The organism is Franzmannia pantelleriensis (assembly GCF_900102875.1).
Lineage (GTDB): Bacteria > Pseudomonadota > Gammaproteobacteria > Pseudomonadales > Halomonadaceae > Franzmannia > Franzmannia pantelleriensis.
Genome location: NZ_FNGH01000025.1, coordinates 1 through 23,963 on the forward strand (window position 1 = coordinate 1; position 23,963 = coordinate 23,963).

Consider the following 23,963-nt stretch of genomic DNA (forward strand, 5'->3'; position numbering starts at 1 on the left):
ATGACCCGCACCACCTGCCAGTCGCGGTTGAGGCTGTCGGCGTCGTGGTCGCTGAGGGTGAACGTGGCCCCGGGGGCGAGCTCGGGGAGGTCGCTGTTGGCTTCGTCGGTCAGGGCGTCGTCGCTGGCCAGGGCCAGAGTGAACTGCAGTCGGGTGGCCAGCTCAGCTGCCCTCCACGGTGGCGGAGCCGATCATCACGCCGCCACAGTCCACCGCGTGGCCGGTGAGCGTGGCGGGCTTGCCGTCGATCAAGATCGAGCCCGAGCCCGAGCCCTCGGCGATAGTGCGCGGGTGCTGCGGGTGCTTGGGCTTGTCGTGGGGGGCCAGGGGGATTGGCGAAACAATCCTGTGCCTTCCCTCACGGGTGAGATGGGAAGCGCTATACTCGTGTTACTATTCGTGATTAGTTGTAGTGTTCATAAGAACCATTTTTTTATATAAAGGAATGTGCCTCCCGCCACTAAAAGTAATGCGGAAGGAACATATGTGTATATGGGAAATGCCACCATAAGCTTTATTTTCTTAGGGATATCTTCTAGCTTAATAGTTTTACAGGCATGCGGAAATTTTTTTTGAATCACCTTGGAGTTTCGGAACAGCAAAAACGCACCGTAGCTCGCTGCTCTGCCCATCTCCCAAGGCCACAACCCTTTAAGTCCTCTATGTGGAAAGTCTGGACTATCGAAATGGTTATCTATTGCCTTCATATGTAGTAGCAATATCACACCCCATACGACAAGCGATAGTACGCTAAATACTATGAGTATTACTATGCCTATTCCTAGCATATACTTTGGCTCTATCATTTCAATTGCCATATATAAATTCGCCAGCCAATTCTCCGCCAAACTTCCCTAGCTCTCCCCCCACCCGACCTCCAGCATACCCCCCACCTACTACCGCTGCTACACCACAGACAAGTCCGCCAACCCCGGCCGTAGCCGCCCCGATAGTTAAGCATATACCACCAACTGCATATCCCGCGGCACCACCTACTATAGCACCACCAGCAACATTGCCGCCGAAGCCAGCCCATTCTCTGACTCGCGCAATATTGCACTCTTCTTCACGTCCCGTAGTGCATGCCGCCCGTATGTTTGACTGAGTTGACACTGCGCTAAACCCTATGCCCACATAGCCGGCCCGGCCCAGCCACTTACTTGCGTTTGCTATCCCGGCATAGTTATCAGCATAGCCTGGGATGCCTGATGCTGCTGAGCCAGCCTGACGCCAGTGGTGTACCGTGCTTTTTGTAGAAAGACCTAGTGCATGACGTAGGTTAGGGTGTTCTGGAATACCCAGGCCCATGCGGGTGACTCGGCCAAGCAAGGCATCAAGCTCTCGAAAAAGTACTCTGCGCCTAGCATAGAATTCTTCCCCACCAAGCCGCCCTGTCCGTTCATAGGTGCGTTGATATAGGGCTTCTATTTGCCTCAATTTCGCCTCGACTTGCCTTGTATGCTGCCTCACACCTGCCGCGGTATTACTAATGCCCGCTCCTATTCCGCCAGTCGCAAACCCTAAAAGGTTATAATAATCGACCGTCCTCTGTGCCTCTTCATAGGTTAGCTCAGCATTGATTTCATTAACCTCTTGGGCGATCTGCATCAAAAGATTCTCTTCTTCCGTGCACTGCATGCTCCTTGGGTCGCTTAGCACGATAACCTGTCCAGGGCTCACGCCATCCTCCAGCCACGGGTTCAAGCGCTCCAGCATAACATCTATTTCACCGTCAGCATGACCAGCGAACAGGTAGTTTTTGAGCTCATCAACCGTCTGTGGCCTATCCACAATATGGAACCCTGGCTCAATTTCTTCGACATCGACACATGGACCAGCATCCATGATTTCATCCGGGCAGCGACTATCTCGCACTTCACTGGTCTCCGGGAGCGTCAGAGTGTCCCCAGCCTGTATATTGTTGGGATTATCGAGAGTAGGGTTCAGCTCCATGATAGAAGAGAGCGACACGCCTTTTTCCCTGGCGATATCCCTCAAGGTCTCATCAGACTGTACGATGTATTCCATTATACCCTCTCCTCTTCTCTCATCCCGAAAAGCTTTGACTCCACAGTATCCAAGCGCGTCATCGGTGGGTAGCTAGCATCCTTGACCATAAGGAGGTATTCTGAAGACCTTATCGCGTCAGGGTTTTTCAAAAAAAGAAATATGAATCTTTCCAGCTCTGCTTTCTTTGTGAACCCTGCCTCTTTAGCGATATCAAAAAGGTCTGATATGTCTTCTTTCAACACCGTTTCCGACAGAAAGTCGTTCGACTTCTCATTCGCCCTTTTCTGAATATCCAGAATGAACTGCTCCCTACGACTGCTCTTCCACGACTCAATATACGTATCAGACAGATAAAACCATCCCTCATCTCTATTATGAATAGGCTCTTCTGCGATCTGTGGTCGATATAGCTGCCAACCATCCTCCGTAAAGGCAGCCCACTGACTAATCGGCCCAGTGAAATGGATTATATCTTCTGTCTCGAACACATCCATTATAGATGCGAGCCAGTCAGGAGAGTAGAAGCGCCAGTAAGCGAGCTGACCAGATGGAAGGCTCACACTAATTAGGCTCTGCAAATGCTTTAGCACGTCGAAGAACGAATAGCGGCTCGTGAATATTACCCCTCTGCCACGCCAATTTTCCGAGTCATCCCATATTGAACTTCCGCCCTTTGGTTCGTATAGGCAAGGACTTACTTCAAGGCATGTCTCATGAGGTGTCCCGTAGTATACAGGGCATGCTTGAGGCGATGGCTCATACCCGTATACGAGCTGCATGGCAGGTAGTAGCGCGCCATCGAGTAACACGAAGATGGACTCATCGCCAGATTGATCATCTTTTAGTTTATCCAGAGTAGATGCAATATCCATCGTGCAAGCCTCTATTCTATTTGCATGGGCACGAAGCCAGTGCGCAGCTGCCATCGGCTTGCCGTTGACACTGAGCACTGAGTAATAGCCCATCTACTGCCACTTGCTTTAAGCGCTTTCCGGGGCTAGGAAAGACAGGGGTTATCGGCTCGTGACTTTCCGCTATAGTCTCAGTCGATAATATCGGCCCTTGCGCCGCCTGGCCCGAGCCCGAGCCGGGGCTGCCGCCGGAGTTGATCTTGACGCTGGGGCCGACGATGGTGACGCCGCTGGGGTCGAGTTTGACGAAGCTGCCGCCGGCGTTGAGGGTGATCTCGGCGCCGGCGTCTATCACCACCTTCATGCCGGCCTTGTGGTGCACTTCCTGGCCAGCCTCGACCAGTTGGGCACGGCCGTATTTCTCGTGGCGGGTGGCGTCGACGATCAGGTGGTCGTCGCCGTCGACCTGGGTGTGGCGACTGCCGTGCACGGTGAGGTGGTCGTCGCTGTCGATCTCGCTGATGCGGTCGTGGTGGACCTTGAGATGGCTGTCGTTGCCGATCTCTTCGCTGCGGTCGTGGTTGGTGAGCAGTTCCAGGTCCTTCTGGGCGTGCAGCCAGATCTGCTCCTGATCGGCCTGGTCTTCGAAGCGCAGCTCGTTGAAGCCGTTGCCCTGGTGGCTCTGGGTGCGGATCACGGTGCGCGTCTTGTGCTCGGGCAGCGCGTAGGGCGGGGTGTTGACCGCGTGGTAGGTGCGCCCGGTGATCAGCGGCTGATCCGGGTCACCCTCCAGGAATGAGACCACCACTTCATGGCCGATCCGTGGAATGGCGATGCTGCCGTAGCCGCCACCGGCCCAGCCCTGGGCGACGCGGATCCAGGCGCTGGCGGTGTCATCAGGCTCGGCGTAGCGGTCCCAGGGGAACTGCACCTTGACCCGGCCGTGTTCGTCGCAGTGGATCTCTTCGCCCTCGGGGCCGACCACGAAGGCGACCTGGGGGCCGTCGACGCGGGGCTTGGGGTCGGGCTCGGGCCGCCAGGCGGCATCGCCGGGGGTGAGGACGACGTCGTTATGGTAGCGGGTCATCCCGGCACTATCCGACTGGGTGACGCCGTCCTCTTCCAGGGCCTGGGGCTGTTCGCCGCGGTGGGTGACCCGCACCACCTGCCAGTCGCGGTTGAGGCTGTCGGCGTCGTGGTCGCTGAGGGTGAACGTGGCCCCGGGGGCGAGCTCGGGGAGGTCGCTCGCGGCCTCGGCGGTCAGGGCGTCGTGGCGCAGCGCCTCGAGGCGGATCCTGGTGAAGGGCTCGCCGGAGGCGTCCTGCTTGTAGCGCCCGGGGTAGTCGTAGTGTTCGTAGTCGTCTCTTTGGGCGTGGTTCTCAAGGTCAGCCGCGGTGTGTTCATGCAGCTGTGAATAGGCTGGCTGCTTGAAGGAGTAGTCCTTGAGGGTGGCGCTGGCCGGGGCGACCCGGGCGACCTGCTTGAGCCGACGCACATGGCGGGCCGGCGGGGTGCCGCCGGCGCGGCTGTGGTAGCGGCGCTCGCCCAGCTGGGTCAGCAGTTGGGGGTCGTCGGCGAACACCAGGCGGTGGGCGCCGCCAACCTGGTCCTCGAACTCATGGAAGTAGAAGAGGCCCTCTTCGGCGGCCAGGCGCTGGATAAAGGCCAGGTCGGTCTCGCGGTACTGCACGCAGTACTCGCGTTCTTCGGGCTCGCGGGTGACGGCGAAGGCGACGTCGGTGATGCCGCGCTCCTCGCACAGGGTGTTGATGATGGTCAGCGGCGAGACCTGCTGGAAGATGCGTGCGTTGTGGCGCAGCGAGAGGCGCCACAGCGCGGGACGGATCACCAGCGTGTAGAAGGTGCGACGATGGCCGCGGTCGCCGCGGCTGAACTCGGCGGCGATGCCGTGCACGCGGCGCAGTGGCTCGCCGTCCTGCCAGAGGGTCAGGCTCAGCTCGCGGTCGAGGAAGGCCGCGGGGCTGAGGTCGGGGTCGCGGCTGGCGAACTCGACCGCGAGGCGGAACGGCGTCGAAAGCGACTCCTCGAGGGTGAAATCGAGCACCGCCAGGTCGAGGGCGTCGTCGCTGGCCAGGGCCAGGGTGAACTGCAGTCCGGTGGCCATGTCAGCTGCCCTCCCCGGTGGCGGAGCCGATCACCACGCCGCCGCAGTCCACGGCATGGCCGGTGAGGGCGGCGGGCTTGCCGTCGATCAGGATCGAGCCCGAGCCCTCGGCGATGGCGCGGGGGTGCTGCGGGTGCTTGGGCTTGTCGTGGGGCGCCAGGGGGTCGCCCAGCCGCGCCACCGGCTTGCCATCGATCATGGTCGTGGGGCTGCCGGCGATGACCGGTGTCGGCGGAAAGCCGTCATGGTCGGTGCCGATATCGCCTACGAGTACGAGCTTGCGTCCCATCCGTCGTCCTCCTCTGATCAGGGCGTCGCCGTCAGTGCCACTCGGCCGGCGCCTCGAAACTGGCCACCTTGGTGGCGTCGGTATGCATGTGCTGGAAGCCGGCGGCTTCCAGGCTGTGAGTGGCCGCCTTGCAGCTGACCGGCAGGCGCACCTGCAGCGGGCTGCCGCTAAGGCTGCGGCGCGCCGCCATCAGCAGCCGGGCGCCGTGGCCGCTGCCCTGCCACTCCGGCTCGATATAGAAGAAGCGCAGCTGCCAGGCGGCTTCGTCATCGGGCCGGCAGGCTAGCAGCATGCCCAGCGGCGGCCCGTCGGCGTGGCGTAGCGCCAGCAGCCGCCCCTGCCAGTGGCCCACGCCTTGTGCCTCACGCTGCAGCCACAGCCCGCGGTGGAGAGTGAACCCCAGCGCCCGGCGCAGCGTCTCGATACGGTCATCATCGCGCAGCACCCAGGGCGCCTGGTTGTGCTCGTCGGCGCGACGCGCGGCGTCGAGGAAGCGCTGAATATCCTCCTCCCGGGCCTCCACCAGGCCACCGCCAAGCGCCTGGCCGGCTTGCCGTGCCGGTGGGGAGGCGCGCTCGCCCCCCAGCAGCCGCTTAAGTGTCGTCAGCATCCAGGCCTCCTTCGGCGTACAGGGCGGTGGGCAGCTGGAAGCCGGCGGCCAGCGGACGGGTAAAGGGATTGCGCGAGCCGTTGGCGTTCAGGCGGTAGCGCACGCTGCCGCCGTCGACGCTGAAGCGCAGCTCCAGCTCACGCTCGCTGGCCGAGGTGATGTCGGCTTCGTCGAGCAGCCGGAACCAGGCCCAGGCACCGTCGCGGGTCAGGCTGCGCGGCGAGCGGTTGACCTCGCTGGGGACCAGGGTCACGCGGCTCTCGGTGCCGCCGCGCAGCGCGTTGGGCCAGATCATCGAGACCCGGCTGCTGGCGCTGTGGGCGTACTCGATCAGTTGCCCATCGACGCTGATCACGCTGCGCCGCTTATCGGGGCTTAGGCTGATCGGCTCGAGGGAGAACTCCACGTCGAGGGCACCGTCACGCCCGAAGTAGGCTTCGCGAATGCGCTCGGCACGCTGTACGGCGGTAAACACGCTGTCGCGCAGCAGCGAGTTGCCGTCGGCATCGAGCAGCTCCTGAGGCGCCTCCTCGATGAACGGCCGCAGGTTGTCCTGATAGAAGGCATCGAGGGTGCCGTCGGGGGCGAAGAAGGTCTCGAAGTCAGCGAGCGCCACGTCCCGCGAGGCATCGGGTGCCAGCGGGTAACGGCCGGCCAGGCGCTCCTGATAGGGCGCCACCACCTCGTCCAGCCACTGGTGCTCGAGGTGACGAATGGCGCTGGCCATCAGCAGCTGCCAGCTCTGGTCGGCGAGGCTCTCGAGCATGCCGTCGACCGGTGCCGGGGTGTCCTCGGCGATGCGCTGCAGGTTGTGGATCGGGTCGCCACCGCGCAGTGCCAGGCGGTCACGGGCACTGACGAAGGCCGCCCGGCCTGGGTCGCTGGCGCCCTGCACCTGGCGCAGGTAGTCGCGCAGCTCGGCGATCGCCTCCTTGATCTCGGCAAGCTGCGCCGGATTGCCGTTGCGCGCCTCGAGCAGGCCGTTGAGATCGCGGAAGTGGCGCTCGATATCGCCGGCCAGGCGGTAGCGCGGCGAGCGCTCCAGGGCGCGGCGCGCAGTCTCGTCGTCCTCGGGCAGCTCGGGGTAGAGCCGGGTATGGGTGGCGACCTCGCCAAGCAGCCGGTCCAGCGGTCGGCTGGCGCCGAGCAGGGCATCAGCTACGACCACCGCCTGGTCGATATCGGGGATCGGCACCAGCGAGATATCGTCGAGGGCCTGGCGCCAGGTGACGTGATAGTCGCTGACATAGCGCTCGCGTGAGGCATCCTGCAGCTGGCGCTGGTCGGCCTCGCTGAAGTCGATGTCGTCGCGCTGACCCAGCACCCACAGGTCGATCAGCGCCAGGTCAGTGGCCTGATCCAGCTCCTGGAGGAAGTAGCCCTCGAAGCCGTTGCGCGTCGTCAGGCTGGGAATGCGCACGTTGTCGGGGTCGTCGTCGCGCGCCATGAACACCGCGCTGAAGATCGGCCCGACACCCTGGCGCAGATCCAGCACGGCGCCGCTGCGGCGGTCGCTGCCGGCCTTGAGGGTGGCATAGACGCGCTCGTCCATGGGCTGGCGGGCGAGCGCCTGCTGGGCGCTGTCGATGCTGCCGCGTAGCGGCTGCATGGCCAGTTCGGCGCGGCGATCACCATCTGCAGCATGGCCTTCGAGGTCGGTGAAGGCCAGGGCGTAGTCGAGGTGCGCCAGCAGACGCTCCTGAACGCTGCCGCGCTGCGGAAATTCGCGCTGCCAGCGGCGCGCCATGAAGTCGTGCACCCGCTCGGCCTGACGGCCACTGGCATCGGACATCATGCGCAGGATACGCAGCAGCGCCAGCTGCTCGTTGCTGCCCTCCTCGGCCCGGTTCATGTCATCCATGATCCCGACCATCAGCGAGGGCAGGAAGTGGTACTCGAGCATCGCCAGATAGGCGCTCTCCACGTCGCGCCCCACGGCGCCCTGGTAGAGCCCCATGTCGGCGATCAGCGGCATCTGCTCACGGTGATCACCGAAGGCCAGGGTGGCGCCGCGTAGACGATCGAGGGGGTCGAGCAGGGCGTAGCCGGTGGGGTCGTCGCTATGCAGCTCGGAGGGCTGTGCGGCGAGGAAGGCCTCGGCGCGCGCCTCGACATCGGCCAACGCCGCGGCATTCTTCTGATAGAAGTGGCTCCAGCCGCCGACCATGGCCGCACCGCCGAACAGGCACACCAGCATGCTGGCGCGGCGCACCCGCTGGCGCCGCCGGGCGGCGCGGGCGTTGTCGCCGGCCAGCCCCGCCTCGGGGTAGATCACCTTGTCGAACAGCTCCTCGGTGAAGTAGAGCGCACTGCGCGCCGCCCGGTGCGCCGGCTGCACGCTGTTGGCCATGCCGTAACGACGCGCCGCAGCGTCGACGAAGGGGTCTTCGGGCACGCCCTGCTGATATACCGAGGTGAAATAGGTGCCGCGGACCATCGCCGCGGTGGAGAAGCGGTCGCTGGAGAGTGCCTCGGTGAGGAAGCCCTGCAGCACGTCGCGCAGCCCGGCGAGCTGGCGCACGAAGCGGAACACCGCCTCGCGCTCCTCGCGGTCGCGGCACTCGGCGAGCAGCGCCGGCAGGCTGGCGTTGAGACGCTCGAGCATGGCGTCGAAGGAGTCGCCGAACTCACTCTCCCACAAACCGGGGCGCTCGATCGACTCGGGGCTGAAGGTGAAGCCCAGCGGCGCACGGCGGGCGGCACGCGAGTAGTGGCGGAAGAAGTCATCGAAGCCGTGCAGCAGGTCCATCTTGCTAAAGGTCACGTAGACCGGCAGACGCGCGCCGTGACGCTCCATCAGCTCGCGCAGGCGGGCACGCAGCAGCGAGGCGTAGGCCTTGCGTACCGCCACCCGGGCATCGCTGAGGCGCGCCAGGTCGAGTACCAGCACCACACCATCCAAGGGACGCTGCGTGCGCTGGCGTTCCAGCCAGTCGACGAAGTGATCCCACAGCCGACTCTGCGCCTCCTGGGGCTCACCGCCCTCCAGCGCACCCTGGGTCAGCAGCTCGCCGTCGGGATCGATCAGTACCGCCTTGTCGCCGATCCACCAGTCGAAGCCGAACTGGCCGTGCTTCTTGCCCTGGCCGGAGGCCTTCATCACATGGGTCAGCGCGAAGTTCTGCCCGGAGCGGTTGATCAGGCTGGTCTTGCCGGCATTCTCGATGCCCATCACCAGGTACCAAGGCAGCTTATAGCGCGCGCTACTGCCCCCGCCAAGGCTCTCCTCGAGCTCCTCGAGGGTGGCATCGAGGGTCGCTTCCTGACGCTCTACCTGGGCCTGGGTGGGGTCGAGCTGCAGGCGCTCGGCGTGGCTGCGCTCTTCATCGACCTGGCGCAGCCGGCGCGCCAGGCGCACGCCCCATATCACTGCCACCACGGTGACCAGCGCCAGGGTCGCCAACAGGCGATTGGGCCAGGGGCCCAGCGGGAAGACCTCACGGACCTCCCAGCGCGGCCCCAGCCACCAGATCGCCACCACCAGGGCGATCAGTAGCAGCCACCACAGCGCCACGATGAAGCGCTTGAGCCCCTTGGCCTTGTTGGCGTGGCCCTTGGCCTGATTGACGTTGCTCTGAGCGCGTGAGGCGCCAGGCACGAAGCGGCCCAGCGCCGACTTGATTCCTCTCCACATGAGCCTTATCCCTCGTCCCTGTCATACGTTGTGTTATGCATGGTCGTGCTCCTGCGCGCGCGGCGCCTGTTGCTCGGCATCAGCCCTTGAGCGATGCCCGGAGCCGTGCGACCAGCGCCGGCTCCCACTGCTCCAATTCGAGTTCGGCCACTGCGTCGTGCAGGGCCTGGTAGTGCTGCTGGGCCAGGCTCTCGAGGCCGGCCGCCGCCAGCAGGTCGGCGCTGGCCAGCCGCCAGTAGGCGCTGTCGCGGGGCGAGCGTGCCGCCGCCAGACCCTGGTCGAGCATGCCCAGCGCCGGCGCCAAGCCGTCGCTGTCGAGCATCTCGCGGGCGGCATCGAGGGCCACCTGCCACGGCTCCGCGTCGCCGCCACCACGCGCCTCACCGGCGGCACCGGGGGCGCTGTGCAACCAGCGCAGCGTCTCGTCGTCGACGAACGGGCTGGCGTCGTTGAAGCTCAGCGCCTCGATGCCCGGCAGCCGCTCGAGAAAGCGCGCCGCCTCGTCGCGGATCGCCGCGGCACAACGCGTGTGACCGAGCCGCTCGGCCAGCTGTGCGCTGAGCCGGTGCCCCTCCAGCCAGTAAGGGCTGACCGCCAGACTGTTCTCGATGCGCCGCCACAGCTCGCCATCGCCGCCGCGGGCCAGCGCCTCGCGGTAGTCGGCAATACGGTCGGCGGAGACCGGCGCCAGCTCGGTGCGCCCGCCCTCTCGCGACGCCGGTAGCGCCTGGATCGACGACCAGATAGCGTGGCGGCGCAGGCGATAGCCGAGCGCCTCACCCGGCGACTGCTCGTTGAGAAAATCGGCCAGCTTGAGCAACACCTGGCGATTGGCGCGCTCGTTGCCTGCTTCCAGGCGCAGCTCGGGGAGCTTGGTGGCGCTACTCGCTGAGGACGCGCTCGCCCCCTGCGCGCTGGACTCCGATCCCTTGTTGGCCGCCGCAGGGGGCGGCGCTTCCCGGGTGGGCCTGAGGTCATGCAGCTGGCGCGCCAGCTCGGCCAGGGCATCGTCAGGCAGTTGATGGGCGTTGGCCGCCTCGCGCAGCCCCTCGAGGGCCTGCTGGCAGGCCTGGTGTTCATCCTCGGCGCTGCCGAAATCGAGCGCGGCGGCGAGCTTCACCGCACGCTGGACAAACTGCTGGAACAGCCGCGGGCGACGCTTGGCGCCGCGCGGCCCGGCATAGGGGTAGGCCTCCTCCCACCACTGCTCGAGGCTGCCGGCCAGCAGCCGCAGCGACAGCGCGAAGCGCACTGCGTCACCGTCGCGCTGCAGGCAGTGCAGCAGATGTCCGAGCACTCGCAGGTCCTTGCCCGCCTGGCTGAGCAGGCGCACCCCACGGGTCTCGGCGCCCTCCCAGTCGACCTCGCCGTGCTGCAGCGAGCCGACCTTCATCATCTCCTCGTCGAGCCACAGGTAGTCCGCGCTCTCCTCGACCTCGGCGCCAATCCGCGACTCGCCTAGCGGGGCGAGCAGTGCGGCAAGCTGAGTATCCGACGTGATACGCATAGGCCCCCTCACCAACGGCAGCTGTCGCGCAGCGGCTGGATCCGCTGGCGCAGCTCGCCGATATCGAAACGCAGCCCGTCGAGGGCGGCGACCTCGCTGGCCAATAGCAGCTCGTCGGCGTCCAGCAGCTGGCGCAGGGTCTCGATCGCCGGCAGGCCGCGACCACCGCTGAGCACATGGCCGCCGTCGCGCACCCGCCAGGCCTGGTTCAGCGCGCGACCGCTGGCATTCAGCACCAGCTCGGCCCGCGGTACGCCAAGCGCCTCCGGCAGATGCAGCTGGAAGCGGGTGATCGACTTCTCGCAGGCGATCACCAGCAGCGGCCGTGGCGGCGTCGTGCCACGTGCCGGGGCGCTGAGCAGCACCTCGCCGTTGCGCGCGTCGACGCGCAGCGAAAAATCGTCCGCGCCGCGGCCCGCTTCGAGGCGCTCGATGGCGTGCCATAGCGGCGGCAGGCCGACGTCATCCGCCTCCTCGTCCAGGTCCTGAAACAGGGCGTCGTAGCAGCCCAGCCGCTCGAGCCGCGAGGGCTCGGCGGCACACTCACGCGCCGCCTCGAGGGTGTCGCCAAGGGCCGGTTGGCTCAGCGCGATCAACAGCCCCAGCAGCGCGGCAGGGCCGCTCGGCCAAATCACTCGCATCACATTCATGGGGCATCCACTTCCAGCAGTCGGCACTTGTGTGCCAGGGTTCGCTTGGGCACGCCGAGGCTCTCGGCGGCCAGGGCACGATTGCCGTCGAAATAGCGCAGCCGCTGACGAATCAGCTCGGCCTCGAAGTCACGCAGCGCCTGGCGCAGATCGTCGACGGCCACCGACGGCGCGGCGAGCGGTGCCTCGGCGGCCGGCTCACGGGTCTCGCTGGCTTCGGCGGGTAGCGCCGCCGCGTCGAGGTCGGCCCCCGGAGGTGACATGGCGCAGGCGTAATCCACCAGGTTCTTCAACTCGCGCACGTTTCCCGGGTAGTCGCGCTGGCGCAGCTGGCGCAGTGCCGCGGGGGTGATGCCGACCTCGTCGCGCCCTTCGCGAGTGCAGAAGTCGGCGACGAAGGCCTGGGCCAGGGTGGCGATATCCTCGCGTCGCTCGCCGAGCGGCGGCAGGCTGAGCGGGAACTGGCCCAGGCGGTAGTAGAGGTCGGCACGGAAGCGCTGGTCGCGGATTCGCTCGCGCAGCGGCTGGTGGGTGGCGGCCACCAGCCGCAGGTCGGCGCAGCGTTCGTCGCTGGCCCCCAGTGGCCGGTAGCGACCGCTCTCCAGTACGCGCAGCAGCTTGGCCTGCAGCGCCAGCGGCATATCGCCGATCTCATCGAGAAACAGGGTGCCGCCGTCGGCCTGCCCGATCAGCCCCTCGCGGGCCTGATCGGCGCCGGAGAAGGCGCCCTTGGCGTGGCCGAACAGCTCCGACTCCAGCAGCGCCTCGGGAATCGCCGCGCAGTTGATGGCCATGAACGGCCCCTCGGCCCGCGCCGAGAAGCGATGAATGGCCCGCGCCACGCAGTCCTTGCCGGTGCCGGTCTGGCCCTGCAGCAGCACCGCCAGGTTGGTCTCGGCGGCGCGGATCACCTGGCTGCGCAGGCGCTGCATGGCCGCCGAGTCGCCGAGCAGCGCTTCGGCCAACCGCTCGGCCAGCTTCTGGCGCCGTGCACCGTCGTTGAGCTTGGCCAGCGATTCGCGCAGTGCCGCCGAACGCTGGCGCTCGCCCTGGCTGCGCGCCAGCCGCGCCCAGAGGCGGCACAGCAGCGCTTCGAAGGCGGCAAAGCCGGCATCATCGGCCAAGCGCTCGACGGCCTCGTCGTCAGCGGCCAACGCCAGCGCGCCCAACCACTCACGCTGACCATCCAGTGCGCGTAGCGGGCGAATCTGCAGCCGCAGGCCTCCCGGCAACGCCGCCACCTGGGCCTGAAAATCGGGGTGGTCGAGGCGCGTGCGTGCCTCGGCCACGCCCAGCGTCAGCGGCGCACCGCGGCGGATGGCGTGGGCATAGGGGTGGCGGAAGTCGTCGCAGTCGAGGCGCCCCTCGCCGTGATCGCGCCCCAGCCAGCGCCCACTGCCCTCGACGAACAGGCACTCGACCCAGGCCAGCCCCAGGCTGTCGCGCAGCAGCCGGCTACCGCACTCGCGCAGCGCCGCTGGACTGGCACATTCGACCAGAGCCAGTGCCGTGGGCATGGCGGCCAGGCCTATGCCCTCCGGCCCCAACTGCGGCGTGTGCTGATCGATGGCCTCGACGCCCATGGGCTTACGCCACCTCTGCGGTAAAGGTGCCGCTATCGGCGTCCACGCCCAGGGCAACCCGGGTTACCGCCTCACGCCGCGCCATGCGCTCGAGCAGCGCCTGGGAGAGCGGCGGCAGCAGCTCGCCGTCGATCACCGACTCGAGCATGCGCGCCCCGTTCTCGCTGCGGGTAGCGCGGGCGCAGATGGCGTCGCGCAGGGCGTCGTCGAGGACCACCTCGGCGTGGCGATGGCGGGCGCCGATGCGCTGCGCCAGGGTCTCGAGCTTGGCGGCGACGATGGCCTGCAGGGTCGCCCCGGAGAGCGGCAGGTAGGGCACCACCTCCATGCGCGCCAGCAGCGCCGGCTTGAAGAAGTCGGCCAGCACCGGATAGAGCGCCTCATCCAGCGCCTCGCGGTCATCGCCGTGGGCGACGATGGCCTCATAGCCGAGGTTGGAGGTGAGGAAGAACACCACGTTCTTGCAGTCGATCAGGCGCCCCTCACCGTCGGCCAGCTCGCCCTTGTCGAAGGCCTGGTAGAACAGGTTGAGCACGTCGGGGTGCGCCTTCTCGACCTCGTCGAGCAGCACCACCGAGTAGGGGCGCTGGCGGATTGCTTCGGTCAGCAGGCCGCCCTCGCCGAAGCCCACGTAGCCCGGCGGCGAGCCGATCAGCCGCGATACGGTGTGCTTCTCCTGGTACTCGGACATGTTGATGGTAGTCAGGAACTGACGGCCGCCGTAGAGGTGCTCGGCGATCTGCACCACGGTTTCGGTCTTGCCCACGCCGCTGGGACCGACCAGCAGGAAGGCGCCGAGCGGCCGGCCGGGCCGGCGCAGGTCGGCGCGCGCCGTGAGCAGGTGGCGATGGACGCGCTCGATGGCGATCTCCTGGCCTTGCACCAGGCGCCCCAGGTGGCTGGGCAGCTCGGTCAGGCGGGTCAGCTCGTCGCTGGTCATGCGCTCCACCGGTACCCCGGTCCAGTCGCCGATGACCTGGGCGATCTGCGCCTCCTCGACGCTGGCGTTGACCAGCGCAAAGGCCTGCTGCAACTCGGCGAGGCGCGCCTCATGCTCAGCCAGGGCGGCGTGGGGGTCGATCTCGTCCTGGACCTCATTCACGTCCCCTTCTTGCTCACCATCGAGGAGCCGGCGATGCAGGGCGACGATGGCGTCGACGCACTCGCGCTGCTGCTGCCAGGCCGCCTCGAGGCTGGCCAATTCATCGTCCAGGCGCCCCAGGCGTGCGGCCAGCTCGTCGCGCTGCTCGGCGTCGGGGGTACGACCAAGCAGTGCCTCGCGCTCGAGCTGGTCGCGCTCGCGCAGCGTGGCCAGATGCTCGCTCTTGAGGTGGCTGAGGCGTCGCGGCGGGGTCTCCAGCGCCTGTGAGAGCCGCGCACAGGCGGTATCGAGCACGTCGATGGCCTTGTCCGGCAGCTGGCGACCCGCCAGATAGCGCGCCGAGAGGGCGGCGGCGGCGCGCAGGCCGCTGTCGCCGATCAACACGCCGTGGGCACGCTCATAGACGTCGCGCAGGCCGCGCAGGATCACCAGCGCCTGCTCGACGCTGGGCTCGGCCAGCGCCACCGGCTGAAAGCGCCGCGACAGCGCCGGGTCCTTTTCGAAATACTTCTTGTACTCGCGCCAGGTGGTGGCAGCGATGGTGCGCAGCTCGCCCCGCGCCAGCGCCGGCTTGAGCAGGTTGGCGGCGTCGCCGCCGCCCTCCTGGTTGCCGGCGCCGATCAGGGTGTGCGCCTCGTCGATGAACAGCAGGGTCGGCTTGGCGGCATTCTTGACCTCGTCGATCACCGCCTTGAGACGCTTCTCGAACTCGCCCTTGACCGCGGCACCGGCCTGCAGCGCTCCCAGGTCGAGGGTCATCAGCTCGACATCGGCCAGCGCCGCGGGCACCTCGCCGGCCACGATACGTGCCGCCAGCCCCTCGACCACGGCGCTCTTGCCGACCCCGGCATCGCCGATCACGATGGGGTTGTTCTTGCGCCGCCGGCCGAGAATATCGAGCATCTGGTCGATCTCGGGGTCGCGGCCCAGCACCGGGTCGAGCTCACCGCGCCGGGCCTGCTCGGTGAGCGAGGTGGCGAAGCGCGCCAGGGCGCTATCGGCGCCACTGGTCGCGCCGTCACGGCGCGCCGTGGCCGGTTCATCGCCTCGCGGGGCCTCGGCGGAGTCGGCGCTGAGGCGTTCGAGGTTGGCGCGCAGGCTCTCGCGATTGATGCCGGCGAGCAGCGCGACGCTGTGCGGCCCCAGGTAGCGCGAGGCGTTGTGCAGCAGGGCGGTGAAGATCACCCCACTGCGCAGCGTCTGGTGGCCATACTCGGTGGTGGCCAGCAGCCAGGCGTCCTGCAACAGTTCGACCAGCAGCGGCGAGAAGCTCGGCGTGGTGACCTCGAGATCCTGGGCCGGGCGAGTTTCCTCGGCCAGCCGCGCGCGCAGCTCGTCGCTGTCGATCTCGAGGGTATCGAGCAGGCTGCGTAGGTCGCACAGCGGCTGGTCGATCAGCGCGCGCAGCAGATGCCCGACGCTGACCTCCGGTGCCTGCTGTTCGGCGCACAGCACCGCGGCCTGCTCCAGTCCCTGGCGTGCGATGGCATTGAGTCGGCCAATGAGTGCCGGTAGCGCTACCCTGAGCATGTCGTCTCCTAACGATGAATCTGATCGAGCAAGGCGCCGACCTGGTCGGCCTGCTGGTCGAGCGACCAGGCGAGCCCCAGATAGACGCCCACCATGGCCACACCGAATAGTGCGAAGATCGCCCACACCGGCAGGCCACGGCCGCCGCGGCGTCGACCGCGCACCACGTTGTCGAGCGGCCGGGTAAGCATGTCGTCCGGGGCCTCGCCGAGGGCCGCCAGCTGGTCGCCCAGGGCACGCACCACCTGTTCGTACTCCTCACGCCCCTGGGTCATGACCCGATAGCGGCCCTCGAAGCCGAGGCATAGGCAGAGGTAGATAAAGGCCAGCATGTCGCGGTAGCGCTGCGGCTCCTGCTGCAGGCGGGCGAGGATCGAGAAGACCTTCTCGCCACCCCAGGTTTCGTTGTGGAAGCGGGTCAGCAGCGAGTGTTCCGCCCAGGCACTCTGCTGCCCCCAGTCGGTGCCCATCACCGCTTCGTCGATGAACGAGCAGAGCACGTAGCGGTAGGCCAGCAGGGTCGGACGGTCGTAGCCCTGCTCGGTGAGCTCGACCTCGATCGCGGCGATCTCGTCGACCACCTGGCGGTAGAGCCGCTCGATATCCTCCATGCTGTCGAGCTGGCGCACCCGCACTACCATGCCCAGCAGTGAACTCGCCGCATCCACCAGCGGGTTGAGGCTGTGGCCGCGTAGCCGGAACCAGTAGTCTTCGTCGCCATCGAGATGCTCGGCATGGCTGTGGATCAGCTGGTCGAGTCCCTTGTTATCGATGCGGTCTTCGTGTCGCACCGGGCTATAGCGGTCCTGCGCACCACTGCCGCCGGTCATTGTGAGTTCTTGCATGCTTAGCTCCTGATCGCCCAGAACTGCATTTCCAATCCAGGGAAGTCGCCTGCCACGTGGAAGGCGAAGCCGCTGGCCCCGTCAAGCATCTGCCAGGCCTGGCTCTGGCGGTCGAGCTGGAAGTAGCTGTAGCCGGCGTGATACGGCAGCTCACGCGGCGCCACCGGCAGCGGTGTCAGCGGCACCCCCGGCAGCTGCAGGCTGATGAGATCGCGAATGCGTTCGACGCTGGCGACCTTGGTCTGCTGCAGGAACAGCTTGCGCAGCCGTTCGTGGGGCATGTCGGCACGCACCGCGAGGATGAAGTCGGCGGCGTCGAGCAGGCTCGGATCCGAGAGCGGCGCCACCAGTAGCCCGTAGCGCCGCGACTGCAGCTGAATAGCCAGCGCGCGGGGCTCGAGCACCGTCGACAGCGACTGGCGCAGGCTCTGCATCAGCGGCCGGAAGGCGCGCTCCGGGTGGTCGTGGTCGTAGGCGGGAAACTCCGGCGGCAGCCGCGACTCATCGGTAAAGGTGATCAGTTCACTGGCGGTCTCGAGCATGGTGTCGTAGAGCCGCTCGGGGTGCAGCTGACCGAGCCGCGCCAGGTGCTGGAAGCGCGGCTGGGCGCGATTGAGCAGCTGCAGCAGCATGAAATCGGAGACGTCGGCGACCCCGGTCTGATGCGGCGTGGCCAGACGCTGGGCGATGTTGCGCGCCCGCTCGCGCATCAGCCCGGCCATCTCGCCGACGAAGCGCTGCAGGCCGTTGGCGGCCTGGACGTTGAGTAGCGTGGGCAGAAACGTCTCATCGAGCACCAGGCTGCCATCGGCGCGGCGCTCGACGATGCGTGCCACGGCCAGGCAGGCGTAGGCGCTGCGGTCGTCGCGCTCGAGCAGCAGCCGCGGCGCCACCCGCGCCAGCTCGAGATCGGCGTGGTCGCCGTCGCGGGAGTGCAGGTCACGCACCTGGCGGCTCGAGGCGCGGTAGCGCGCCGGCAGCGCATCATCCGGCCAATGCACCTCACCCACCGCATCGGTGGCCAGCGGCAGGCCCAGGTAGACCACCTGATTGGTGATCGAGGCGTCGTCGATCTCCAGCGGCGTCGGCTCGATGTCATCATCCGGCAGCTGGAAGGCGGTGCCGTCCGGCATGACGCCGCTGGCACGGCTGATGGCGATGCGCCCGAAGCTGAGAAACTCGGCGTTGAGCGCCAGCGTCAGAAAGCCGTAGAGCGCATGGCTGACCCCACGCAGGCGCATGTCGATCAGCCCCTCGAGGCTGCGCTGCTGCTGCTGGAAGTGCTGCGGCTTGATGAACAGCCCCTCACTCCAGACCACTCGGTTGCGGCTGGCCATCAGTCTTCCTTCCTTAGCTCGGCTTCCAGGGCGCGCAGATGCACCAGCAGGTGGTAGTGCTGGCCCCGCGACTGCACCTTGACCACCTTCTTCCACTCCGCCTCCTGGGGATTGGCGTAGAAGGCGATGAGGCCGATATAGCGCGTCTCTTCGTCGACTTCGAACGGTTCGTAGAACTTCCACTGCTCGGGCAGCAGGGTGAAGTCGTCATGGGTCAGGTAGTTGGTGCCCAGCGCCTCTTCCAAGTCATCGCGCAGCTGGCCGAGATCGGCGGCCATCAGCATCGAGTCGTCCTTGAGCTGCAGGATCTGGAAGCGCAGCGGCGTGCCCTGGCCGTCGACGTTGGGATTGACGTCGGGCTCGGCGATCATCGCCAGGTCGACCCGCGTCGGGCGGTCCTCGGGGTAGCCCACCGGTATCGACGGATCGCGCAGCACCTGCCAGGTCTTGCTGCCGGCTTCACGGGTCGAGGCGCAGCCGCTGAGCAGCAGGCCGATCAGTACCACGCAGCACCAGCCGGCGTAGCGTGAGGTAAGCCGCGTCATACCCCCTCCCGCTGCTGGCGCCGCACTGACTGGTCGTAGGCCTGCTCGAAGACTTCCCAGAACAGCTTCTCGAAGCCCTGCTGGCGGCCCGAGTTGAGCTCCTGGAAGTAGTGGCGGTACATCTCCCAGGCCCAGCCACCTTCGTCCTCGACCCGGTTACCGGCGCCGCGATAGGCGTGGAAGCGCTTGAGCAGCGCCTCGGGAGCGAAGGCCGAGAGAATCGCCTGCAGCGCTTCGCCGATGGCATCCTCCACCGCCGCCTGGTGCTGGCCCTGGTGGGCCAGGCACTCGGCCACCGCCGCCGGGGCCGAGAGGTGCACCGGGCTACGCTCGGCGGCAAACAGGGTGGAGACGGTCTCGCGGTAGGGCTGTCCGAGGCGCAGCGGGTTGTCCTCGATGGGTTGCAGACGCCGGTCGCGCAGCGGGTAGCGACTGTCGTCCTGGGCCTGGTGCAGTGCCTGCAGCCCCTCGATGGCGGCGCGCAGGGTATTGCCGGCTTCCTGGAGGAAGGCCTGCTGCTCGGCGCTGTCTCGAAAACGCAGCTCAGCCCCCATGGCGCGCAGCAACGGATCAGCGCCAACGTGGCCTGCCGCCGAGGGGGCAGGTTCCTGCCAGCGGTCCTCGAGCTGTTCGCCCACCGAGCGTTCCAGATCGTCCAGCAGCCGTTCATCCATTTGCGTACTCCTGTCCATGCCCTTCTCCTCGCGTTGTTTGATGGCCGGCATGCGCATCGCCGCCTGACGCCGGTCGTGTAGGTCATACGCCTTGTCGCTGGCGGCTTGGGTCTCGTCCCAAGCGCTGTCCAGCACGTCGATCACCGTCTCTTCATCGCTGGCCGGATCGGCCAGTGCACTCAGCGGGTCGCGCTGACGCGCGCCCGGGGTCGACTCCCCCAACGCCTCGAGCGGGTCGTCATGGCGCGCCGGTGCGGCCTGCTTGAGCGGCGATCCGCTGCCGTCCAGCGCCTCCTGCTCCTCGGTGACCAGCGAGGCGAGCGGCTGGGCTCCCGGCTGGGCCGCCTGGCGGTCGCCAAGATGGACTCGCAGTCGGTATTCGCCGACCAGCAGCTCGTCGCCGTCGCGCAGTGCCACCCGGCGATCACGCCCCATCGGCAGGGTGGCGTGGTTGACGTAGGTCTGGCCGCAGCGGTCGATCAGGCAGAACCGCCCATCCTGACGCTGCAGCTCGGCATGCCCCGGCTGGATGCGACCCGCATGATCCTGCAGCAGCCAGTCATCGCTGCCGCCGCTGCCCAGGGTGCCGCCCGTTTCATGGAATACGTGGCTACTGGTCGAGCGCCCCTCGAGGCGTTCGCTGTTGGTGACCACCAGGGTGATGGCCGAGTGTCGGGTTGCGTGCATGGGCATTAACCTGTCATCTGGATACGCACATGACGGCGCCGCGCGGCACCGCCGGACTCGGGGTTGACGAAGGTGGTCCAGCCAAGCTGGCAGCTACCGCCCTCGCCCAGCCGCATGGGCCGCACCGCACTCTCCAGCAGCTCGAGCTCGAGGTCGTAGGCCAGCGGTTCGCGCAGCACGAAGTCGACCAGCGTCCTGAGCGCCGCATGTTCGCGGCCATCAGGCAGGAAGTCGCGAAAGCGCTCGAGCGTAAGGCCGCGCAGGCACAGCGCGAACTTGCCGCCGATATCCGCGACCCGTTCACCGGCCACCATGTCCTGACCCAGGGCCATGCCCGAGAGCCCGCTGCGACTGCGCTGATCGTCGGGGATCTCGACCCAGCGCTTCACCCACTCCTCGATCTCGACGTCGTCGAGATCGAAGCAGTGCCCCACCACGCTGCTGACCACCTCGGGGGAGCGTGAGCGACCGGCCAGCAGGCCGGCGTAAGCCAGCATCTTGCTCCAGTTGATCGGCGTCTCGCCGCGCAGGTCGCTGTCGGCGAGCCCCACCAGCGCGAATACCGCCGCCGAGAAGCCGTCGCTGGCACCGTCCTGGTAGCGCACGTAGTGGCGGTACTTGCGCCAGCTGCGGTGCACCAGCGTCAGCAGGCGGTGATTGAAGAAATCGAGAAAGTCGCCGGCCACGCCCTCGTGGTGGGCGGCGTCATGGGCCAGCGACTCGAGGTAGTAGCCGGGCAGCGGCGACTGCGAGCCCTGCAGGCCGAAGAAGCTGACCTCGAGTTGGTACTGCCCCGAGGGTGACGGCGCCAGCGCCAGCACGTCGCTGCCGGGGAAGCCCAGCGATGCTGAGGCCTTGTAGCGCACCCGTTCGGCCACGCTACCGCCCCCACCAGCCTCGAGGTCATCCTCGTGGTGGCGGTGCAGCAGCTCGACGAGCTGGTAGAAGTCGTAGCGGCGGGCCCCCTTCAACAGGGGCGCCAGCGCTACATCAGTGGCTGTTGTCCCGACTGCAAGGTCCATGTGTAGCGCTCGCGGTTATGGCGATTGATGACGTGCAGCTCGTGAAAGGAGTTGATGCTGGCGTAGAGCGAGAAGAATCGCGCCAGCACGCTGCCAAACAGATACAGGCTGCCCTCGTCGCCGAACGCCTCCTGGTCCAGGGTCATCACCGAGCGCAGGCCGCGCACCGGTAAGCCGCGCGCCAGACGATCGATGGAGGTGGTCTCGATGGCCACGATCCCCGCCAGGCGCTGCTGGGCAATGCGCTCGGCCTGACGGTCGACCAGTGCCCGGAAGTCGTAGGCGCGCAGCACCGAGCACAGCGCATCGCGCTCGAGCAGCGACAGGTAGTTGAGCGACAGATTGGAGATCAGGGTCCAGAGCAGGCTGCCGTCCAGGGTTGGCCGCAGCGCCGGCGTCGGTCGGGTGATGTTGCGAAAGCCGGCATAGGCCGGACTGTCCTCGGTGGGCACGCAGATATCCCCCACCGTGAGCCGCTCGGGCAGCTCGCGATTGCTGCAGGTCAGGCGTAGCGAGACGGTCTCGCGCAATCCCAGGCAGCTGCGCTCATCGCCGCGCACGAAGGCGATGTCGTGGTCGAAGCCATCGCCACGTAGGCTGTCGCGTACGCGTACCCGGTAGTAGAGCGCTTCGCGCTGTCGGTCGCGCTCGATCTGATGCTGGAAGCTCTCGAACGGCACGTAGTTGCGCGGTTCGCCGCGCACCTTGCCCGACTCGCTCTCCAGCCAGCCGTGCACCGCATCGACGCTGAATACCTCGTAGTGGCCGGGATGGCGGCTGCTGGGATGAATACGGTATTCGCTGCGCTCGCCGTTGAGATCGACCGGATCGGCGTCGTGGGAAAACAGGTTGATGGCAGGCGAGCAGTAGAGCGCCAGGTGCTCGTCACGCACCTTGGCGTCCGCCGGCAAGGTGCGCGAGAACACCAGCCTCAGCGTGACCCGCTCGGCATGCTGCGTCGGCAGATAATCGCCCAAGCCAACCAGGTCGAAGAACTGGAATGCCTCGGGGAAGCACAGGTACTCCTGCAGGATGCGGTAGCCCTGATAGGCGTTGCGCGGATAGGGCAGCAGCGCATCCTCACGGGAAAAGCCCACCGGCTGCAGCAGTCGCTTGGGCAGTGTCACCAACTGATCACCTACCTGGAGTTCGAGACGCGCCAGGTAGTGGCTCAGCCACAGGTAGAGGGTGCGCGCCGTGTAGCCATCGCCACCCAGGTGCAGACGTAGATCGTCGACCCCCAGCGCATCCAGCGACTGGTCGCTGTGCACGTCCAGCGCCAGCTCGACCACCGAGGCTTCCCGCGAGTGGCGTGCCTCGACCCCGGCATGTGCCAGCGGATAGAGCGTCACCTCGTGGCAGGTGCGAAAACGGCACGCCGTGCCATCCACCGGCCGGCTGGCCAGGGCGGTACCTCGCGGCACCTGCTGGCGAGCGCTGAGGGCATGCCAGGTCGGGGTGAACTGCACCACCGTCATGCTCGGCACCGGGCGCAGGTAGTTGGGCCACAGCATGCCGAGCAGCGAGTGGGTCAGTTCGGGAAACTCATCCTCGACCTTCTCGCGCATGCGCCCGGTGAGAAAGGCGAAGCCCTCCAGCAGCCGCTCGACGTCGGGGTCGGTGCTGCGCTCTGAGAGGAAACGGCTGAGGCCGGGATTGCCCTCGGCAAATTCCCGGCCCTGGCGTTTCAGGAAATTGAGCTCGTCCCGATAGTAGCGATTGAGCATGCAAGCCTCGGTGGCATCGGCGCTCAGTTTCAATCAAGACACTGATAGCGCTTGTTGTTGAGCAGCAGGTCGATGGTGGTATGGGCATTCTCCCGGCCCACGGCCAGGGTGGCATGCACCTGGAAATGCAGCTGAAGGGGGTCGCCGTGGTTGGGCACTGACTCGACCTCGACGCGGCTGACCCGGGGCTCGAAGCGCTCGATGCATTGGCGGATCGCGCGCTGGATACTGAGCTCCAGGTCGAGCACGCCAATGGTGGCGTCATTGAAATCGAGCAACCCCAGCGCCGGGGCGCATTCGCTGTGCCCCGGATGGCTGTTGAGCAGATCCACCAGGTGCCGCTTGATCGACTCCACGGTCTCGCTGAGATCCGGCTCGCTGGCCGCGACCTCCGATGACTCGGGCACCGCCAGGCGCTCGAACAGTCGGCGCCCTAGCACGCCGCCATTGTGATCGACCATGGCGGAGGTGCTCCCTTATTCCTTATCGAGGCGCCCGACCAGGGACAGCTCGAAGTTGGCGCCCATGTACTTGAAGTGAGGTCGCACGGCCAGCGACACCTGGTACCAGCCCGGCTCGCCTTCGACGTCAGAGACCTGGATCGAGGCGGCACGCAGCGGCCGACGGCTGCGCACGTCGGCTGGCGGGTTCTCCTGGTCGGCGACATACTGGCGAATCCAGGCGTTGAGCTCGCGCTCGAGGTCCTGGCGTTCCTTCCATGAGCCGATCTGCTCGCGCTGCAGCACTTTGATGTAGTGCGCCAGGCGATTGATGATGAACATGTAGGGCAGCTGAGTGCCGAGCTTGAAGTTGGTCTCGGCCGCCTTGCCCTCGGCGGTGTTGGGGAAGACCTTGGGCTTCTGCACCGAGTTGGCGGAGAAGAAGGGTTCTTCGTCACTTCATATGGATTTGGTGTGATCCAGCATTCGCCCCACGGGGCTTCCGATCAGGTAGATCATGGCGATGAAGTTGGCCTCGTTCCGGTAGCCGCGTGCGCGTGACCGGGCCGCCTGGAATAGACCGTTCATGCCTTCCAGGCGTGCGTTGGTTAGACCGGACATCCAGCGCCTTACCACCTGCTCGGCATGCCGCTCCAGCGTCGTCAGAGCCTTCGCCATCGGCTTGAGCAGTGCCTGACCGGTAACGGCCTCACGCATGACGTTGAGGTAATTCGTGATGCGCCACCGGGCGGCACGTGGCGTCGGCGCCTGCTGAATCCAGCGCAGCTTTTCTTT

At 66.5% G+C, this 23,963-nt stretch carries 19 protein-coding genes and 1 pseudogene; all 20 read right to left on the reverse strand.

Features of this window, described 5'->3' with window-relative positions; genetic code table 11:
• Window positions 1-162 precede the first annotated feature (162 nt).
• On the reverse strand, window positions 163-345 hold the full coding sequence (locus BLT16_RS21150) for a PAAR domain-containing protein (RefSeq protein ID WP_089660691.1): 183 nt from the start codon (window positions 343-345) through the stop codon (window positions 163-165).
• A gap of 462 nt (window positions 346-807) precedes the next feature.
• On the reverse strand, window positions 808-2,028 hold the full coding sequence (locus tag BLT16_RS19915; protein ID WP_089660692.1) for a LysM peptidoglycan-binding domain-containing protein: 1,221 nt from the start codon (window positions 2,026-2,028) through the stop codon (window positions 808-810).
• The gene (locus BLT16_RS19920; RefSeq protein ID WP_176817291.1) at window positions 2,028-2,882 is read right to left on the reverse strand and encodes a DUF4123 domain-containing protein; all 855 of its coding nucleotides are present in this window, start codon (window positions 2,880-2,882) and stop codon (window positions 2,028-2,030) included. Before BLT16_RS19920 ends, BLT16_RS19915 begins: the two co-directional genes overlap by 1 nt.
• Before the next feature lie 16 nt (window positions 2,883-2,898).
• Window positions 2,899-4,986 carry a type VI secretion system Vgr family protein gene (locus BLT16_RS19925; RefSeq protein WP_089660694.1) on the reverse strand — a complete coding sequence of 696 codons (2,088 nt, stop codon included), beginning with the start codon at window positions 4,984-4,986 and terminating at the stop codon, window positions 2,899-2,901.
• A gap of 1 nt (window position 4,987) precedes the next feature.
• A complete protein-coding gene (locus BLT16_RS19930) occupies window positions 4,988-5,275 on the reverse strand; it encodes a type VI secretion system PAAR protein (RefSeq protein WP_076745998.1) in 288 nt (95 codons plus the stop codon).
• A gap of 31 nt (window positions 5,276-5,306) precedes the next feature.
• Complete coding sequence (locus BLT16_RS19935; protein WP_089660695.1) at window positions 5,307-5,885, reverse strand: GNAT family N-acetyltransferase; 579 nt, start codon at window positions 5,883-5,885, stop codon at window positions 5,307-5,309.
• A complete protein-coding gene (gene tssM, locus BLT16_RS19940) occupies window positions 5,869-9,519 on the reverse strand; it encodes a type VI secretion system membrane subunit TssM (RefSeq protein ID WP_089660696.1) in 3,651 nt (1,216 codons plus the stop codon). The genes BLT16_RS19935 and tssM overlap by 17 nt, the downstream gene beginning before the upstream one ends.
• Before the next feature lie 79 nt (window positions 9,520-9,598).
• Window positions 9,599-11,026, reverse strand: a complete 1,428-nt coding sequence (gene tssA, locus BLT16_RS19945) for a type VI secretion system protein TssA (protein WP_089660697.1) — start codon at window positions 11,024-11,026, stop codon at window positions 9,599-9,601.
• Window positions 11,027-11,034: 8 nt separating this feature from the next.
• Window positions 11,035-11,676, reverse strand: a complete 642-nt coding sequence (gene vasI / locus BLT16_RS19950; RefSeq protein ID WP_245701782.1) for a type VI secretion system-associated protein VasI — start codon at window positions 11,674-11,676, stop codon at window positions 11,035-11,037.
• Window positions 11,673-13,259: a sigma-54 interaction domain-containing protein gene (locus tag BLT16_RS19955; protein WP_089660698.1), complete on the reverse strand. Its 1,587-nt coding sequence runs from the start codon at window positions 13,257-13,259 to the stop codon at window positions 11,673-11,675. The genes vasI and BLT16_RS19955 overlap by 4 nt, the downstream gene beginning before the upstream one ends.
• A 4-nt stretch (window positions 13,260-13,263) precedes the next feature.
• Window positions 13,264-15,891 (reverse strand): type VI secretion system ATPase TssH, encoded by a 2,628-nt coding sequence (gene tssH / locus BLT16_RS19960; RefSeq protein WP_089660699.1) that lies wholly within the window; start codon window positions 15,889-15,891, stop codon window positions 13,264-13,266.
• An 8-nt stretch (window positions 15,892-15,899) separates the two neighbouring features.
• Window positions 15,900-16,736 (reverse strand): type IVB secretion system protein IcmH/DotU, encoded by an 837-nt coding sequence (icmH, locus tag BLT16_RS19965; RefSeq protein WP_089660700.1) that lies wholly within the window; start codon window positions 16,734-16,736, stop codon window positions 15,900-15,902.
• A 2-nt stretch (window positions 16,737-16,738) separates the two neighbouring features.
• Window positions 16,739-18,073 (reverse strand): type VI secretion system baseplate subunit TssK, encoded by a 1,335-nt coding sequence (gene tssK, locus BLT16_RS19970; RefSeq protein WP_089660701.1) that lies wholly within the window; start codon window positions 18,071-18,073, stop codon window positions 16,739-16,741.
• Window positions 18,073-18,618, reverse strand: coding sequence for a type VI secretion system lipoprotein TssJ (gene tssJ / locus BLT16_RS19975; protein WP_089660702.1), 546 nt, complete (start codon window positions 18,616-18,618; stop codon window positions 18,073-18,075). The genes tssK and tssJ overlap by 1 nt, the downstream gene beginning before the upstream one ends.
• Entirely contained in the window at window positions 18,615-19,979 is a 1,365-nt protein-coding gene (gene tagH / locus BLT16_RS19980) for a type VI secretion system-associated FHA domain protein TagH (protein WP_089660707.1), read from the reverse strand. Before tagH ends, tssJ begins: the two co-directional genes overlap by 4 nt.
• 5 nt (window positions 19,980-19,984) lie before the next feature.
• A complete protein-coding gene (tssG, locus tag BLT16_RS19985; protein WP_089660703.1) occupies window positions 19,985-21,001 on the reverse strand; it encodes a type VI secretion system baseplate subunit TssG in 1,017 nt (338 codons plus the stop codon).
• The gene (gene tssF, locus BLT16_RS19990) at window positions 20,965-22,728 is read right to left on the reverse strand and encodes a type VI secretion system baseplate subunit TssF (protein WP_089660704.1); all 1,764 of its coding nucleotides are present in this window, start codon (window positions 22,726-22,728) and stop codon (window positions 20,965-20,967) included. The genes tssG and tssF overlap by 37 nt, the downstream gene beginning before the upstream one ends.
• A 29-nt stretch (window positions 22,729-22,757) precedes the next feature.
• Window positions 22,758-23,189: a type VI secretion system baseplate subunit TssE gene (tssE, locus tag BLT16_RS19995; protein WP_089660705.1), complete on the reverse strand. Its 432-nt coding sequence runs from the start codon at window positions 23,187-23,189 to the stop codon at window positions 22,758-22,760.
• Window positions 23,190-23,204: 15 nt separating this feature from the next.
• Window positions 23,205-23,627, reverse strand: a pseudogene (locus BLT16_RS20000) (type VI secretion system contractile sheath large subunit); the annotation flags it as partial.
• Window positions 23,628-23,963 (reverse strand): transposase (locus tag BLT16_RS20005; protein WP_143025072.1); only part of this gene is annotated, 336 nt, incomplete at its 5' end. It lies immediately after the preceding pseudogene.